Origin of the sequence: Bacteroides sp. D1, assembly GCF_000157095.2 — a bacterium.
Taxonomy (GTDB): Bacteria; Bacteroidota; Bacteroidia; order Bacteroidales; family Bacteroidaceae; genus Bacteroides; species Bacteroides xylanisolvens.
In genome coordinates, this window is record NZ_JH114342.1 from 74,637 (window position 1) to 90,466 (window position 15,830).

The 15,830-nt window shown below is 43.3% G+C and carries 15 protein-coding genes; 11 read left to right on the forward strand and 4 right to left on the reverse strand.

The window, feature by feature from the left end:
* The first annotated feature begins 63 nt into the window (after positions 1 to 63).
* The 6 genes from dnaB (at position 64) to BSAG_RS11540 (ending at position 7,529) form a co-directional block, all read left to right on the forward strand.
* Entirely contained in the window at positions 64 to 1,626 is a 1,563-nt protein-coding gene (dnaB, locus tag BSAG_RS11565) for a replicative DNA helicase (protein WP_004312759.1), read from the forward strand.
* A gap of 112 nt (positions 1,627 to 1,738) precedes the next feature.
* On the forward strand, positions 1,739 to 4,201 hold the full coding sequence (gene pheT, locus BSAG_RS11560) for a phenylalanine--tRNA ligase subunit beta (RefSeq protein ID WP_004312761.1): 2,463 nt from the start codon (positions 1,739 to 1,741) through the stop codon (positions 4,199 to 4,201).
* A 33-nt stretch (positions 4,202 to 4,234) separates the two neighbouring features.
* On the forward strand, positions 4,235 to 4,972 hold the full coding sequence (locus tag BSAG_RS11555; protein WP_004312763.1) for a YebC/PmpR family DNA-binding transcriptional regulator: 738 nt from the start codon (positions 4,235 to 4,237) through the stop codon (positions 4,970 to 4,972).
* A gap of 9 nt (positions 4,973 to 4,981) precedes the next feature.
* A complete protein-coding gene (locus BSAG_RS11550; protein WP_004312765.1) occupies positions 4,982 to 5,227 on the forward strand; it encodes a TIGR03905 family TSCPD domain-containing protein in 246 nt (81 codons plus the stop codon).
* A 257-nt stretch (positions 5,228 to 5,484) separates the two neighbouring features.
* Positions 5,485 to 6,738: an Nramp family divalent metal transporter gene (locus BSAG_RS11545; RefSeq protein WP_008022695.1), complete on the forward strand. Its 1,254-nt coding sequence runs from the start codon at positions 5,485 to 5,487 to the stop codon at positions 6,736 to 6,738.
* A gap of 29 nt (positions 6,739 to 6,767) precedes the next feature.
* Positions 6,768 to 7,529, forward strand: coding sequence for an exodeoxyribonuclease III (locus BSAG_RS11540; RefSeq protein ID WP_008016274.1), 762 nt, complete (start codon positions 6,768 to 6,770; stop codon positions 7,527 to 7,529).
* Here the strand turns inward: BSAG_RS11540 and BSAG_RS11535 are convergent.
* Positions 7,524 to 7,931, reverse strand: a complete 408-nt coding sequence (locus tag BSAG_RS11535; RefSeq protein WP_004312772.1) for a secondary thiamine-phosphate synthase enzyme YjbQ — start codon at positions 7,929 to 7,931, stop codon at positions 7,524 to 7,526. The genes BSAG_RS11540 and BSAG_RS11535 overlap by 6 nt on opposite strands.
* Before the next feature lie 15 nt (positions 7,932 to 7,946).
* Positions 7,947 to 8,213, reverse strand: coding sequence for a hypothetical protein (locus tag BSAG_RS11530; RefSeq protein ID WP_008643710.1), 267 nt, complete (start codon positions 8,211 to 8,213; stop codon positions 7,947 to 7,949).
* Between the two features lie 92 nt (positions 8,214 to 8,305).
* Here BSAG_RS11530 and BSAG_RS11525 point away from each other — a divergent pair, with 92 nt between their 5' ends.
* The 5 genes from BSAG_RS11525 to nhaA all read left to right on the forward strand — a co-directional run bounded on the left by BSAG_RS11525 (position 8,306) and on the right by nhaA (position 13,696).
* Entirely contained in the window at positions 8,306 to 8,764 is a 459-nt protein-coding gene (locus tag BSAG_RS11525; protein ID WP_004312774.1) for a C-GCAxxG-C-C family protein, read from the forward strand.
* Positions 8,765 to 8,919: 155 nt separating this feature from the next.
* Positions 8,920 to 9,120 carry a winged helix-turn-helix domain-containing protein gene (locus BSAG_RS11520; protein ID WP_004295603.1) on the forward strand — a complete coding sequence of 67 codons (201 nt, stop codon included), beginning with the start codon at positions 8,920 to 8,922 and terminating at the stop codon, positions 9,118 to 9,120.
* A 128-nt stretch (positions 9,121 to 9,248) separates the two neighbouring features.
* Complete coding sequence (lepA, locus tag BSAG_RS11515) at positions 9,249 to 11,030, forward strand: translation elongation factor 4 (protein ID WP_004312779.1); 1,782 nt, start codon at positions 9,249 to 9,251, stop codon at positions 11,028 to 11,030.
* Between the two features lie 140 nt (positions 11,031 to 11,170).
* On the forward strand, positions 11,171 to 12,349 hold the full coding sequence (locus BSAG_RS11510) for a hypothetical protein (protein WP_004312781.1): 1,179 nt from the start codon (positions 11,171 to 11,173) through the stop codon (positions 12,347 to 12,349).
* Between the two features lie 45 nt (positions 12,350 to 12,394).
* Positions 12,395 to 13,696 (forward strand): Na+/H+ antiporter NhaA, encoded by a 1,302-nt coding sequence (gene nhaA / locus BSAG_RS11505; RefSeq protein WP_004312783.1) that lies wholly within the window; start codon positions 12,395 to 12,397, stop codon positions 13,694 to 13,696.
* On the opposite strand, the gene BSAG_RS11500 is transcribed toward nhaA, so the two are convergent.
* Both BSAG_RS11500 and map read right to left on the reverse strand, forming a co-directional pair.
* A complete protein-coding gene (locus BSAG_RS11500) occupies positions 13,693 to 14,928 on the reverse strand; it encodes a DNA recombination protein RmuC (RefSeq protein ID WP_004312785.1) in 1,236 nt (411 codons plus the stop codon). The two genes, nhaA and BSAG_RS11500, sit on opposite strands and share 4 nt — an antisense overlap.
* Positions 14,928 to 15,782, reverse strand: coding sequence for a type I methionyl aminopeptidase (gene map / locus BSAG_RS11495; protein ID WP_004312787.1), 855 nt, complete (start codon positions 15,780 to 15,782; stop codon positions 14,928 to 14,930). The genes BSAG_RS11500 and map overlap by 1 nt, the downstream gene beginning before the upstream one ends.
* Between the last annotated feature and the right edge of the window lie 48 nt (positions 15,783 to 15,830).

The window sequence follows — 15,830 nt, forward strand, 5'->3', positions numbered from 1 at the left end:
TATAAAGGAGTCTGTCTAGTCGTAAAATAGTAAATAGTAAATTGTAAAATAGTAAATACCTCGATGGCCGAACAGAAAAGAAATACCCGCAATACAAAGTCTACTAAGGTACAACCGGTAAATGATTATGGACGTATTCAGCCACAGGCACCTGAATTGGAAGAAGCAGTTCTGGGAGCTTTGATGATTGAAAAGGATGCTTACTCATTGGTGAGTGAGATTCTTCGTCCCGAATCTTTTTACGAACACCGGCATCAGTTGATTTATTCTGCTATCACCGATCTTGCGGTGAATCAGAAACCGGTGGATATTCTGACTGTAAAGGAACAACTTAGCAAACGCGGAGAATTGGAAGAGGTGGGAGGCCCGTTCTATATTACTCAATTGAGTAGTAAGGTGGCTTCATCAGCGCATATTGAGTATCACGCCCGTATTATTGCGCAAAAATCTTTGGCGCGTGAGTTGATTACGTTTACAAGCAATATCCAGAGTAAGGCGTTTGATGAAACGCTGGATGTGGACGACTTGATGCAGGAAGCGGAAGGTAAACTTTTTGAGATTTCGCAGCAGAACATGAAAAAGGATTATACGCAGATCAATCCGGTGATTGACGAAGCCTATAAGCTGATTCAGAAGGCTGCGGCGCGAACCGACGGTTTGAGTGGTCTTGAGAGTGGTTTTACAAAGCTCGACAAGATGACTTCCGGTTGGCAGAATTCCGACCTTATCATTATCGCTGCACGTCCTGCGATGGGTAAGACCGCCTTTGTCCTTTCTATGGCTAAGAATATTGCTGTCGATTATCGGAACCCGGTGGCGTTGTTCTCGCTTGAAATGAGTAACGTTCAGTTGGTGAACCGTTTGATTGCGAATGTCTGTGAGATTCCGAGTGAGAAGATCAAAAGTGGACAGTTGGCAAATTATGAATGGCAGCAATTGGACTATAAACTGAAGAATCTGATGGATGCACCGCTTTACGTGGATGATACTCCGTCTCTGTCTGTATTTGAACTTCGAACAAAAGCGCGTCGTCTGGTACGTGAACATGGGGTGAGAATCATTATTATTGACTACCTTCAGTTGATGAATGCGAGCGGTATGGCGTTTGGTAGCCGCCAGGAAGAGGTTAGTACCATTTCCCGTTCGTTGAAAGGACTGGCGAAAGAGTTGAATATTCCGATTATCGCACTGTCGCAGTTGAATCGTGGTGTGGAAAGTCGTGAAGGTATTGATGGTAAACGTCCGCAGTTGAGTGACCTTCGTGAATCGGGAGCCATCGAGCAGGATGCCGATATGGTGTGCTTTATCCACCGTCCGGAATACTATAAGATTTATCAGGATGATCGTGGTAATGACCTGCGTGGTATGGCGGAGATTGTCATCGCCAAGCATCGTAATGGTGCGGTAGGCGAGGTGCTGCTCCGGTTTAAGGGAGAATTTACCCGTTTCTCCAATCCGGAGGACGATATGGTTATCCCGATGCCGGGTGAGCCTGCCGGGGCTATGTTAGGATCGAAGATGAATACAGGTGATGCCGGCTCGATGCCTCCTCCTCCCGCGCCTGATTTTGCACCGCAGACAGCGAATCCGTTCGGAGCACCGGGGGATGGACCTTTGCCGTTCTAGTTGCGTCCTCTGTGGTGAAATAACGCGCAATTTTTTATCAAACCTTCTCGGTCAACCGAAAAATCTTATTAACTTTGCGAATCTTTTTGAGAAACAATAAAAAATTAAGTATATGAATATCTCTTATAACTGGCTGAAAGAGTATGTCAACTTCGACCTGACGCCCGATGAAACGGCTGCTGCGTTGACTTCTATCGGCTTGGAAACAGGTGGTGTAGAAGAAGTGCAAACCATTAAAGGTGGTTTGGAAGGACTTGTGATCGGTGAAGTGCTGACCTGCACGGAACATCCTAACTCTGACCATTTGCATATTACTACTGTTAATCTGGGAGACGGTGAACCGGTACAGATTGTTTGTGGTGCCCCGAATGTGGCTGCCGGACAGAAAGTGGTGGTAGCTACTTTAGGTACGAAACTTTATGACGGTGACGAATGTTTTACCATCAAGAAATCAAAAATCCGTGGGGTAGAATCTACAGGTATGATTTGTGCTGAAGACGAAATTGGGATCGGTACGGATCATGCAGGTATCATCGTATTGCCGGAAACTGCTGTTCCGGGTACGCTTGCCAAGGATTATTATAATATCAAGAGCGATTATGTACTGGAAGTGGATATCACGCCTAACCGTGCGGATGCCTGCTCTCACTATGGGGTAGCTCGTGACCTGTATGCTTATCTGATTCAGAACGGTCGTCAGGCAACTTTACAACGCCCGTCAGTGGATGGCTTTAAAGTGGAAAACCATGACTTGAATATCGAAGTGAAGGTTGAAAACAGCGAAGCTTGTCCGCATTATGCCGGTGTTACCGTGAAAGGTGTAACAGTGAAGGAGAGTCCGGAATGGCTGCAAAACAAATTGCGCCTGATCGGTGTGCGTCCTATTAATAATGTAGTGGATATTACGAACTATATCGTTCATGCTTTCGGTCAGCCGTTGCATTGCTTCGATGCCGGAAAGATTAAAGGCAACGAAGTGATTGTGAAAACAATGCCCGAAGGTACTCCGTTCGTTACGCTGGATGAAGTGGAACGTAAGTTGAACGAACGCGACCTGATGATTTGCAACAAGGAAGAGGCCATGTGTATTGCCGGCGTATTCGGTGGACTGGACTCCGGTTCTACGGAAGCTACGACAGACGTATTCATCGAAAGTGCTTATTTCCATCCTACATGGGTGCGTAAGACGGCTCGTCGTCATGGCTTGAATACGGATGCTTCTTTCCGTTTCGAACGTGGTATCGATCCGAACGGTGTGATTTATTGCTTGAAACTGGCTGCTTTGATGGTGAAAGAACTGGCTGGCGGTACGATTTCTTCTGAAATAAAAGATGTATTCACTACTCCTGCACAGGATTTTATCGTCGATCTTGCTTACGAAAAAGTACATTCTTTGGTAGGTAAAGTGATTCCGGTAGAGACAATCAAGAGCATTGTGACCAGCCTGGAAATGAAGATTACCAATGAAACGGCAGAAGGACTGACACTGGCTGTTCCTCCTTATCGTGTAGACGTGCAGCGTGATTGCGATGTGATTGAAGATATTCTTCGTATCTATGGATATAATAATGTGGAAATTCCGACTACGCTGAACTCCAGTCTGACTACAAAGGGTGAGCACGACAAGTCAAATAAATTACAGAATCTGATTGCAGAGCAATTGGTGGGTTGCGGATTCAATGAAATTCTGAACAACTCACTGACTCGTGCTGCTTATTATGATGGGTTGGAGGCTTATCCGTCCAATCACCTGGTGATGTTGCTCAATCCGTTGAGTGCTGATTTGAACGCTATGCGTCAGACTTTGCTGTTCGGCGGACTGGAAAGCATTGCTCATAACGCCAATCGTAAGAACGCTGATTTGAAATTCTTCGAATTCGGTAACTGTTATTATTTCAATGCTGACAAGAAGAATGAAGAGAAGGTACTAGCTCCTTATTCGGAAGATTATCACTTGGGCTTGTGGGTAACCGGTAAGAAGGTTTCCAACTCATGGGCGCATGCAGATGAAAATAGTTCGGTGTATGAATTGAAAGCGTACGTAGAAAATATATTGAAGCGTCTGGGACTGGATTTGCACAATCTGGTTGTAGGTAATCTGACAGACGATGTTTTTGCTGCCGCACTCTCTGTCAACACAAAGGGCGGAAAACGTCTTGCTTCTTTCGGTATTGTAACTAAGAAGCTGTTGAAAGCATTTGATATCGACAATGAAGTATATTACGCCGACTTGAACTGGAAGGAATTGATGAAAGCCATCCGTTCTGTGAAGATCAGCTACAAGGAAATTTCCAAATTCCCTGCTGTGAAACGCGACTTGGCATTGTTGCTTGATAAGAATATACAATTTGCCGAAATCGAAAAGATTGCATACGAAACAGAGAAGAAGCTGTTGAAAGAAGTGGAACTCTTCGATGTATATGAAGGTAAGAACCTCGAAGCGGGTAAGAAGTCGTATGCGGTGAGCTTCCTGCTTCAGGATGAAAACCAGACTTTGAATGATAAGATGATTGATAAGATCATGTCGAAACTGGTGAAGAACCTGGAAGATAAACTGGGTGCCAAACTTAGATAAACTTAAAATTGTCATTATTAAAAATATAAACCAATGGGAAGAGCATTTGAATATAGAAAGGCCGCTAAACTGAAAAGATGGGGCCACATGGCTAAAACTTTTACAAGACTGGGTAAACAAATCGCTATCGCTGTAAAGGCAGGCGGTCCGGAACCTGAAAACAACCCGACGCTGCGTTCGGTGATCGCTACTTGTAAGCGTGAAAACATGCCGAAGGATAACATTGAACGTGCTATTAAAAACGCGTTGGGTAAAGACCAGAGCGACTACAAGAGCATGACTTATGAAGGATATGGCCCTCACGGTATTGCTGTGTTTGTAGACACATTGACAGACAACACGACTCGTACAGTGGCTGATGTTCGTTCGGTATTCAATAAGTTCGGTGGCAATCTGGGTACAATGGGTTCTCTTGCGTTCCTTTTCGACCACAAATGTGTGTTCACTTTCAAGAAGAAAGACGGATTGGATATGGAAGAACTGATTCTCGATCTGATCGACTATGACGTGGAAGATGAATATGAAGAAGATGATGAAGAGGGAACAATTACTATCTATGGTAATCCTAAGAGCTACGCCGCTATTCAGAAGCATTTGGAAGAATGTGGCTTTGAAGATGTCGGTGGAGACTTCACTTATATCCCGAACGACTTGAAAGAGGTTACTCCGGAACAACGCGAAACATTGGATAAGATGATCGAACGTTTGGAAGAATTTGATGACGTGCAGACTGTCTATACCAATATGCAACCGGAAGAAGGGGAAGAGTAAAGTAAGGTTATGGAATATGTTTATAAGACCCAGGGAACTTGCAGCACGAATATCGAACTGAATGTGGAAGATGGAGTGGTGAAGGAAGTTGCTTTCTGGGGAGGATGTAATGGTAACCTTCAAGGTATTTCCCGCCTTGTGAGAGGAATGAAGGTGGAGGAAGTGATCGCAAAACTTGAAGGAGTGCGTTGTGGTGGCAGGCCGACATCTTGTCCCGATCAATTATGTCGTGCATTGCATGAGATGGGATATTGATTGATCTTCATTTATGTAAATTATATATTGATTTGTGACCTCTGGCAATTGGTTTGTCGGAGGTCATTTTTTTGCAGAAAGTCCTTATTGCCTTTTCTCGAGTAGTCCTTACTCAATCCTTTTATAATAATGTCCTCATAATTAGTGTATCATCTGTGTCCATAGGTCATCTACTTATTGGTTGGTATTTTGAACTAAAATTGATTCTCACTCGTTATTTATAAGTATATTTGTACTGGATAAACTATTATGCAAAAATGAAGAATATTTTTCAAGACTTAAGACGCAAAGATCATAAACGCTATCTGGGTGGACTGGATGTTTTTAAATATATTGGTCCGGGGCTACTGGTTACTGTAGGATTTATTGATCCGGGAAACTGGGCTTCTAATTTCGCCGCCGGTTCCGAATTCGGCTATTCCTTGCTTTGGGTGGTTACCTTGTCTACTATCATGCTGATTGTCCTTCAGCACAATGTTGCTCACTTGGGAATCGTTACCGGACTTTGCCTTTCGGAGGCGGCCACTAAGTACACTCCTAAATGGGTGTCACGACCTATTCTTGGTACAGCAGTACTGGCGTCGATCTCTACTTCCCTGGCGGAAATTCTGGGAGGTGCCATCGCGTTGGAAATGTTATTGGATATTCCTATTATATGGGGAGCTGTATTGACTACGCTTTTTGTCTCCATCATGCTTTTCACTAATTCGTATAAAAAGATAGAACGTTCCATCATTGCGTTCGTTTCTGTTATCGGGCTTTCATTTATTTATGAGTTGTTTCTGGTGGAAATAGACTGGCCGGCTGCAACGGCGGGGTGGGTGACTCCTTCTTTCCCGAAAGGTAGTATGCTGATTATCATGAGTGTGTTGGGAGCGGTAGTGATGCCTCACAATCTGTTCCTTCATTCGGAGGTGATACAGAGTCACGAGTACAATAAGAAAGATGATGCTTCTATTAAGAAGGTATTGAAATATGAGTTGTTTGACACTCTTTTCTCAATGATTGTTGGTTGGGCGATTAACAGTGCCATGATTCTGCTGGCGGCCGCCACTTTCTTTAAGAGCGGTATTCAGGTAGAGGAACTGCAACAGGCTAAGTCTTTGCTCGAACCTTTATTGGGAAGTAATGCGGCAATTGTATTTGCATTGGCATTGCTGATGGCGGGCATTTCGTCAACTATTACGAGCGGAATGGCGGCAGGTTCTATTTTTGCAGGTATTTTCGGCGAGTCTTATCATATCAAGGACAGTCACTCGCAGGTGGGAGTTCTCTTGTCTTTGGGAATTGCCTTATTGCTGATTTTCTTTATTGGAGATCCGTTTAAAGGATTGATTATTTCGCAGATGGTACTTAGTATTCAATTGCCTTTCACCGTGTTCTTACAGGTGGGACTGACGTCTTCCCGAAAGGTGATGGGCGATTATGTCAATAGTCGTTGGAGTACGTTCGTGTTGTACTCGATTGCTATTATCGTTTCGGTACTGAACATTATGCTTTTGTTTTCATAAAATGAACATGAACTTATAAATATAGAATGATGAAAATTATTACTTATAACGTGAACGGACTACGTGCTGCCGTATCTAAAGGGTTACCGGAATGGTTGGCACAGGAGAATCCTGATATTCTTTGTCTGCAAGAGACGAAACTGCAACCGGACCAATATCCGGGAGAAGTGTTTGAAGCATTGGGCTACAAGTCTTATTTATACTCGGCGCAGAAGAAGGGATACAGTGGAGTGGCTATACTTACCAAGCGGGAACCGGACCATGTGGAATATGGGATGGGAATGGAAGCATACGATAATGAAGGACGTTTCATTCGTGCGGACTTCGGAGACTTGTCGGTAGTCAGCGTTTACCATCCTTCGGGAACGAGCGGAGATGAACGCCAGGCCTTTAAAATGGTCTGGTTGGAAGATTTCCAGAAATATGTGATGGAGTTGCAGAAGTCTCGTCCCAACTTGATTCTTTGCGGCGATTATAATATCTGTCACGAGCCGATTGATATTCATGACCCTGTCCGGAACGCGACCAACAGCGGTTTCCTTCCTGAAGAACGGGAATGGATGACGCGTTTCCTGTCTGCGGGATATGTGGACTCTTTCCGTACGCTTTGTCCGGAGAAACAGGAATATACCTGGTGGAGCTATCGTTTTAATTCGCGTGCCAAGAATAAAGGCTGGAGAATTGATTATTGTATGGTCAGCGAGCCGGTACGCCCGCTGTTGAAACGGGCGTATATCTTGAATGAGGCCGTACATTCCGACCATTGTCCGATGGCTCTGGAAATATTATAGAATGGTAATACTCAATTTACGGGTGTCTCCTCCGTCGCGAAACTCGCCGAGGTAGACGCCTTGCCATGTACCTAAGTTCAAACGGTGGTTTTTGATGGGGATGGTGACCGAGCTTCCTATCAGGGAGGCTTTTATATGGGCACTCATATCGTCAGGGCCTTCAAGGGTATGGATGAAGTAGGGAGCACCGTCGGGGACAAGTTTATTAAAAAACGTCTGAAAGTCATGCCGTACGTCCGGGTCTGCATTTTCGTTGATAGTCAGTCCGGCAGAAGTGTGTTTGATAAAGACTACCAGCAGACCGCTTTCAGGAAGTGGGGGTAGCTGTGAGACAATATCGCGCGTGATTAGATGAAATCCGCGCGAATAATGAGGTAGTTGGATGTCAAATGTTGTAGCCATATATATTTTAGCTTTTTAAAATTTGGATGGTGGATTCAGATCCACATACGGATCTTTGACGGCTGATTCCATCATCGCGTTGATTGTGATTCCTGTGTCTTCTTTATAATTCCTTCTTTTGTTCCATTCACGTATGTCCTTGAGAGTGACATCACGTTTCTTTCTGTTTTGAGGGAAATTACTTTTTCTTTTCCTATCGGCATATTCATCCTTTCTGGCTGCGCTCATCATAGCTTGGATGGCAATGGCTGTCGATTCTTTATATGAAATAGTTTTGTTCATATTTTCTTTTTTTTGATTTTAATCTTTACGCCCTATCTGATACAAAGATACTTTTTTATACTTTTGCACGAAATAAAAATGCAAAATAGTTTATGGAAGATAGAATACAGAAAGCAGTGGAGCTTTTTAAGAGTGGATATAACTGCTCACAGTCGGTGGTAGCGGCTTTTGCAGACATGTATGGATTTACACAGGAACAGGCATTGCGTATGAGTGCTTCTTTTGGCGGGGGCATCGGACGGATGCGTGAAACGTGTGGAGCTGCCTGCGGCATGTTTCTGGTGGCAGGCTTGGAAACCGGTGCTACGGAAGCAACTGACCGGGAAGGAAAAGCTGCCAATTATGCGGTAGTGCAAGAACTGGCGGCTGAATTTAAGAAGCGTAACGGCTCGCTGATTTGTGGCGAATTGTTGGGATTAAAGAAAAAAGAGCCGGTCTCCACTATTCCGGAAGAGCGTACTGCTCAATATTATAGCAAGCGTCCCTGTGCAAAAATGGTTGAAGAAGCGGCAAGAATTTGGTCGGAATATCTCGAAAAGCATCCAAAATGAGCTCCTAAAATGCTTTTTTATTACAAAAACGGTAAAAAAGTGCTCAATAAAGTGTTATATAACATAAAAATAACTATCTTTGCCTCCGAAATAAAATCTGAAAGTCTTTATGGCTGGAAAGATTTTAAGCATGTCTAACTAAAATTGCAAAGCAAATGTTGAAAGAAAAAGCTGGTGTAATTGCAGGTACTATCTGGAATGCACTGAACGAAACAGAAGGAATGACTGCCAAGCAGCTTAAAAAAGCAACTAAATTGGTTGACAAAGATCTGTTTCTCGGCCTTGGCTGGTTATTGAGAGAAGACAAAGTCTCTGTGGAAGAAGTTGAAGGTGAACTCTTCATCAAATTGATCTAAGCGAGTAACTCACTTAAGCAATAAAAAAATGCGTTGGTACATAATCATAATGTTATCAACGCATTTTTTTTTATTCCGCCATTTACGTATCTTTGCACACCAAAAAGATAAAATAATAAGAATTCAGAATGAAGAATATACGCAACTTTTGCATTATTGCTCATATTGACCACGGTAAGTCGACTTTGGCTGACCGTTTGTTGGAGTTTACACATACCATTCAGGTGACTTCCGGGCAGATGCTTGATAATATGGATCTGGAGAAGGAAAGAGGGATCACTATCAAGAGCCATGCTATCCAGATGGAATATACTTATCAGGGTGAAAAGTATATCCTTAACTTGATTGACACCCCGGGACATGTGGACTTTTCGTATGAGGTATCGCGTTCTATTGCTGCGTGTGAAGGTGCGTTGCTGATTGTCGATGCTTCCCAGGGAGTGCAGGCGCAGACGATTTCAAATCTGTATATGGCCATTGAGCATGACCTTGAGATTATTCCGGTGATTAATAAATGTGACATGGCGAGTGCCAATCCCGAAGAAGTGGAAGATGAGATCGTTGAATTGTTGGGCTGCAAACGGGAGGAAGTAATCCGTGCGTCCGGCAAAACGGGGATGGGAGTGGAAGAGATACTGGCGGCTGTGATTGAGCGGATCCCTCATCCGGAAGGAGATGAAGAGGCTCCGTTGCAGGCTTTGATTTTCGACTCTGTATTTAATTCTTTCCGCGGAATTATAGCCTATTTCAAGATCGAAAACGGTATGATTCGCAAGGGAGACAAGGTGAAGTTCTTCAATACGGGAAAAGAGTATGATGCCGATGAAGTAGGGGTGTTGAAAATGGATATGGTGCCTCGTAACGAACTTCGTACGGGAGATGTAGGATATATTATTTCCGGTATCAAAACTTCCAAAGAGGTGAAAGTGGGAGATACCATTACGCATATTGCCCGTCCGTGTGAAAAGGCTATTGCCGGTTTTGAGGAAGTGAAGCCGATGGTATTTGCCGGAGTTTATCCGATTGAAGCGGAGGATTTTGAAGATCTCCGTGCGTCTTTGGAGAAGTTGCAGTTGAATGACGCGTCTTTGACTTTCCAGCCGGAATCTTCGTTGGCTTTGGGTTTTGGCTTCCGTTGTGGTTTCCTCGGATTGCTCCACATGGAGATTGTGCAGGAGCGCTTGGACCGTGAGTTTGATATGAATGTGATTACTACGGTGCCGAACGTTTCTTACCATATATATGATAAGCAAGGTAATATGAAGGAAGTGCATAACCCTGGTGGTATGCCCGACCCGACTATGATTGACCATATCGAAGAGCCGTATATCAAAGCATCTATTATTACTACTACCGATTATATCGGTCCTATCATGACGCTTTGTTTAGGTAAACGTGGTGAATTGATTAAACAGGAATATATCTCCGGTAACCGGGTGGAAATCTATTATAATATGCCTTTGGGAGAAATTGTGATTGACTTTTATGATAAGTTGAAGAGTATTTCCAAAGGGTATGCTTCGTTTGATTATCATCCGAATGGTTTCCGTACTTCTAAACTGGTGAAGTTGGATATCCTCTTGAACGGTGAGCCTGTGGATGCGCTTTCCACTTTGACGCATATTGACAATGCTTACGATATGGGACGCCGGATGTGTGAGAAGTTGAAGGAACTTATTCCGCGTCAACAGTTTGATATTGCCATTCAGGCAGCTATCGGAGCGAAGATTATTTCTCGCGAAACCATTAAGGCGGTTCGTAAGGATGTGACCGCGAAGTGTTATGGTGGCGACGTGAGCCGTAAACGTAAACTGCTTGAAAAACAGAAAAGAGGTAAAAAACGAATGAAACAAATCGGTAACGTGGAAGTGCCGCAGAAAGCCTTCCTCGCCGTACTGAAGCTGGATTAAAAAACACTGCCGCAAGCAATTTTTCAGAGATATGTTCTGAACAAATTGACTTGCGGTTAGTTTTTAATACACCAGGTGATTGCCTTCTGTCTGCAGAGCTTTCCTTGGCAATCACTTTTTAGGAACGAACAACTATAAATATGAGAAAAGTTCTGTCTTTTTCGGGCTTCCTGATGTTGGGGCTCGTCGTTTCGCAATTCCTGCCGATGATGGCAGGGGATGGCTATGGAGCTGTTAAATCCATATCGAATGTATTGCTCTATGTATGCCTTAGTTTTATAATGATTAATGTAGGCCGTGAATTTGTTCTTGATAAGACACGGTGGAAAAGTTACGCCCAGGATTATTTTATTGCCATGGCTACGGCTGCTTTGCCGTGGTTTATGATTGCCATTTATTATGTGTTTGTATTGCTTCCACCCGATTTTTGGAACAGTTGGGAAGCCTGGAAGGAGAATTTGCTGTTGAGCCGTTTTGCCGCACCGACATCAGCCGGTATTTTGTTTACGATGTTGGCGGCTATCGGGCTAAAGTCCAGTTGGATTTATAAGAAGATACAGGTATTGGCTATTTTCGATGATTTGGATACGATTCTTTTGATGATTCCTCTTCAGATTATGATGATCGGGCTGCGCTGGCAGTTGATTATTGTGGTGGTGATTGTGTTCCTGTTATTATCGATCGGCTGGCAAAGGCTGAATAAATACGATTGGCGTCAGGATTGGAAGGCTATCCTCTTTTATTCAATAATCATATTTTTGGCTACTCAAATTCTTTATCTCGGTAGTAAGGAATTGTATGGGGAGGAGGGAAGTATTCATATTGAAGTCCTGCTGCCTGCATTTGTGCTGGGTATGATTATGAAACATAAGGAACATGACACGCCCGTGGAACGAAAGGTTTCTACCGGAATTTCATTTTTTTTCATGTTCCTGGTGGGGATGAGTATGCCGCATTTTATTGGAGTGAACTTTGCGGAGACTCATGCAGGTGCTTATTCCGTCACCGGTTCGCAGGAGATGATGTCGTGGGGGATGATTATGTTTCATGTGGTGATTGTCTCTTTATTGTCGAATATAGGAAAGCTTTGCCCGATGTTCTTTTACCGTGACCGGAAATTAAGCGAGCGACTGGCTCTTTCTATCGGTATGTTTACCCGTGGTGAGGTAGGAGCCGGAATTATTTTCATTGCATTGGGCTATAACTTGGGTGGTCCGGCATTGGTGATTTCTGTGCTTACCTTGGTACTGAATCTGATTTTGACAGGAATTTTTGTACTTTGGGTCAAAAATCTTGCTTTAAGGAGTTATACTAATTAGAAAATTCTGTATATTGCAAAACTAATATTATAAAAACATTTCGTTATGACTATTTTGCGGACTATGCGGAACTTCTCGTCTATGAATATCACGGCGAGTATTCTTTTATTCCTGGCTGCTATCTCGGCAGCCATTATTGCGAACTCTTCTGTGGCTCCGGTATATCAGGAATTTTTGTCGCATGAACTTCATTTACAGATAGGAAATTTTAATTTGCTTTCGCATGGTGGGGAAAATCTGCGAATGATTGAGTTTATCAATGATGGTTTGATGACGATTTTCTTTTTATTGGTTGGACTGGAAATCAAACGTGAGTTATTGGTAGGTGAGCTTTCCTCTTTCCGTAAGGCGGCGTTGCCTTTCATTGCCGCTTGTGGTGGGATGTTGTTGCCTGTGATGATCTATTCGCTTATTTGTGTTCCGGGTAGTGAAGGCGGACATGGACTCGCCATTCCTATGGCTACGGATATTGCTTTTTCATTGGGGGTGTTGAGCTTATTAGGCAGCCGTGTGCCGTTGAGTTTGAAGATTTTTTTGACTGCTTTTGCGGTAGTCGATGATATTGGGGGAATTTTGGTGATCGCTCTTTTTTATAGTTCACATGTTGCCTATGGTTATCTTTTGGTAGCTATACTCTTTTATATTTTACTTTATTTTATAGGAAAGTATGGAACGACAAATAAGGTATTTTTCTTGGTGATTGGGGTGATTATCTGGTATTTATTTTTGCAATCCGGTATTCATAGCACTATTTCGGGAGTTATTCTTGCTTTTGTTATTCCCGCTAAACCTCGTCTGAATGTAGGGAAGTACATCGAAAAAATTCGTCATACCATTGCCGATTTTCCGGCAATGCAATCTGAAAGCATTGTGCTGACTAATGAGCAAATAGCCAAGTTGAAAGAGGTCGAATCGGCTTCCGACCGTGTAATTAGTCCGTTGCAGTCATTAGAAGATAATTTGCATGGAACAGTCAATTATTTGATTCTTCCTCTTTTTGCATTTGTCAATGCCGGCGTTGTGTTTAGTGGGGGAGGCGAATTAGTGGGAGCTGTCAGTATTGCTGTTGCTGCCGGTCTGTTACTGGGAAAATTTATTGGAATATATTTCTTTACCTGGCTGGCTATAAAAATAAGATTGACTCCCATGCCTTTAGGGATGACCTGGAAGAATCTTTCCGGAGTTGCATTGTTGGGAGGTATTGGCTTTACTGTATCACTCTTTATCGCTAATCTTTCTTTTGGGGTAGACTATCCTGTATTATTGAATCAGGCCAAATTTGGTGTATTGACCGGAACCGTACTTTCCGGCTTACTGGGATATGTCGTACTTCGGATTTCGCTTTAATCTGTCGATTCATCGTCTCCATCATCTATCGGAAGAATTTTCATGCTTTCTTCATGTGGCAATTGTTCAACTTGGCGGAGTTTTCGTTCGATAGCGCGAGTCCGCTTACCCATTACTTCTTCTAGTTGGTCGCCGGCATTTTGAAGGTTTTTCTGTACTTTTTCGAGTAGTCCTCCGAATTTGCTGAATTCTGTTTTTACAGCTCCTAATACCGTCCAAACCTCTCCCGTTCGCTTTTGAATAGCTAACGTGCGGAATCCCATTTGCAGGCTATTTAGGATAGCCCCTAGTGTAGTAGGTCCTGTGACAACTATTTTGTAATCTTTTTGCAGAGTTTCTACCAGACTTGTTCTTCGGATTACTTCGGCATAAATGCTTTCAAAAGGCAGAAACATAATGGCGAAGTCTGTGGTAAAAGGAGGATCTACATATTTGTCGTGAATGTCTTTCGCCATTTTTTTGATGGTTGTTTCCAATTGCTTGCCGGACGATTCTATCAATGCAGTATCTCCTGCTTCAAAAGCATCATAATATTGTTCGTATACATCTTTGGGAAATTTAGCGTCGATAGGCAGATAGACGGTGCTGTTCGCATCATCCTTTCCCGGAAGTTTGATTGCGAATTCAACGAATTCGGTTCCGCTTTTCTTGGTTTTTACATTAGCGTCGTATTGTTCCGGACTCATCATCTGCTCTAATAATGCTCCTAACTGAACTTCGCCGAATGTGCCACGCATTTTTACATTGCTCAACACCTTCTTTAATCCGCCTACGTCTTGAGCCAGAGATTTCATTTCGCCTAGTCCTTTCTGCACATTCTCAAGTTGTGAGCGGACAATTTCAAATGATTGGCCAATGCGTTCGTTCAATGTCTTTTGCAATTTTTCTTCCACCATTGTCCTCATGTCATCCAACCTCTTTTCGGTCGATTTAATCAATGATTCCTGTTGACGGGCCATCATATCGAATTTCTGACGCTGCAGCTCTCCGTTAGTCAACATATTTTTGTGCAATACGTCTTGCAATTGCTGCATATTCTGATTCAGCGTTTGAGTCATCTCCAGGCGGAGTTCCCGGATGCTGCGATTCAGTTCTTCGCGATTCTCCTGCATTTGTTGGCGCAAAGCTGTTTGCAGTTGTTCCGCTTGCGTTTGATTATTACCTTTTGTAAGTGACAGTATTAGTAAGACTATCACTAATGCGGCAATAACGATAAGTAAAATTAATTCCATTAATAAGTAAGAATTTCGTTTCCGTTTTCAGTAATCAGAATCATGTTTTCCCATTGGGCGGAAGGTAGTCCGTCGTCGGTGCAGACAGTCCATCCGTCGGCATCATCTATAAAGACTTCGTAGGTTCCCATGTTAATCATGGGTTCGATGGTAAAGGTCATTCCCGGTACGATCATCATGCCCGTACCCCGTCGGCCGAAATGCTCTACGTCCGGTTCCTCATGGAATTGCATCCCTACGCCATGTCCGCAGAGATCACGAACCACGCTGAAACCGTTCTTTTCTGCATGTTCTTGGATGGCGGCGCCTACATCACCCAGTTGTTTCCAGGGTTGTGCGGCGGCAATACCTATTTCCATGCACTCTTTGGTGACTTGTACTAATCTTTGCATGTCAGGATTGACATCGCCAATCATAAACATACGGGATGCATCGGAGAAATATCCTTTGTAAATGGTAGAAACGTCCACATTGATAATGTCTCCGCTTTTCAGAATCTCATTTTTATTAGGTATTCCGTGGCACACAACTTCGTTGATACTTGTGCAGACGCTTTTGGGAAATCCTTCGTAGTTGAGTGGGGCAGGGATAGCGCCGTGGCTGGTGGTGAAATCATATACTAATACATCAATCTCTTCAGTAGACATTCCTTCGCGAATATTTTCTGAAATATAGTCCAACAGTGCAGTATTGATTTTGGCACTTTCCCGAATACCTTCTAGTTGTTCGGGAGTACGGAGTACTTTACGGGGAGGAAGTTTGTAACCTTGTTTCCTGTATTTCTGTATTTTTGCTTCTACTTCGGCCGGATAATTGGAGGGAGTAAACCGGAATCCCTTGATAAAGTTCTTCATTATGATAGCATATTTAATCGTATGACAAAGGTACGAGAATAAATGGAA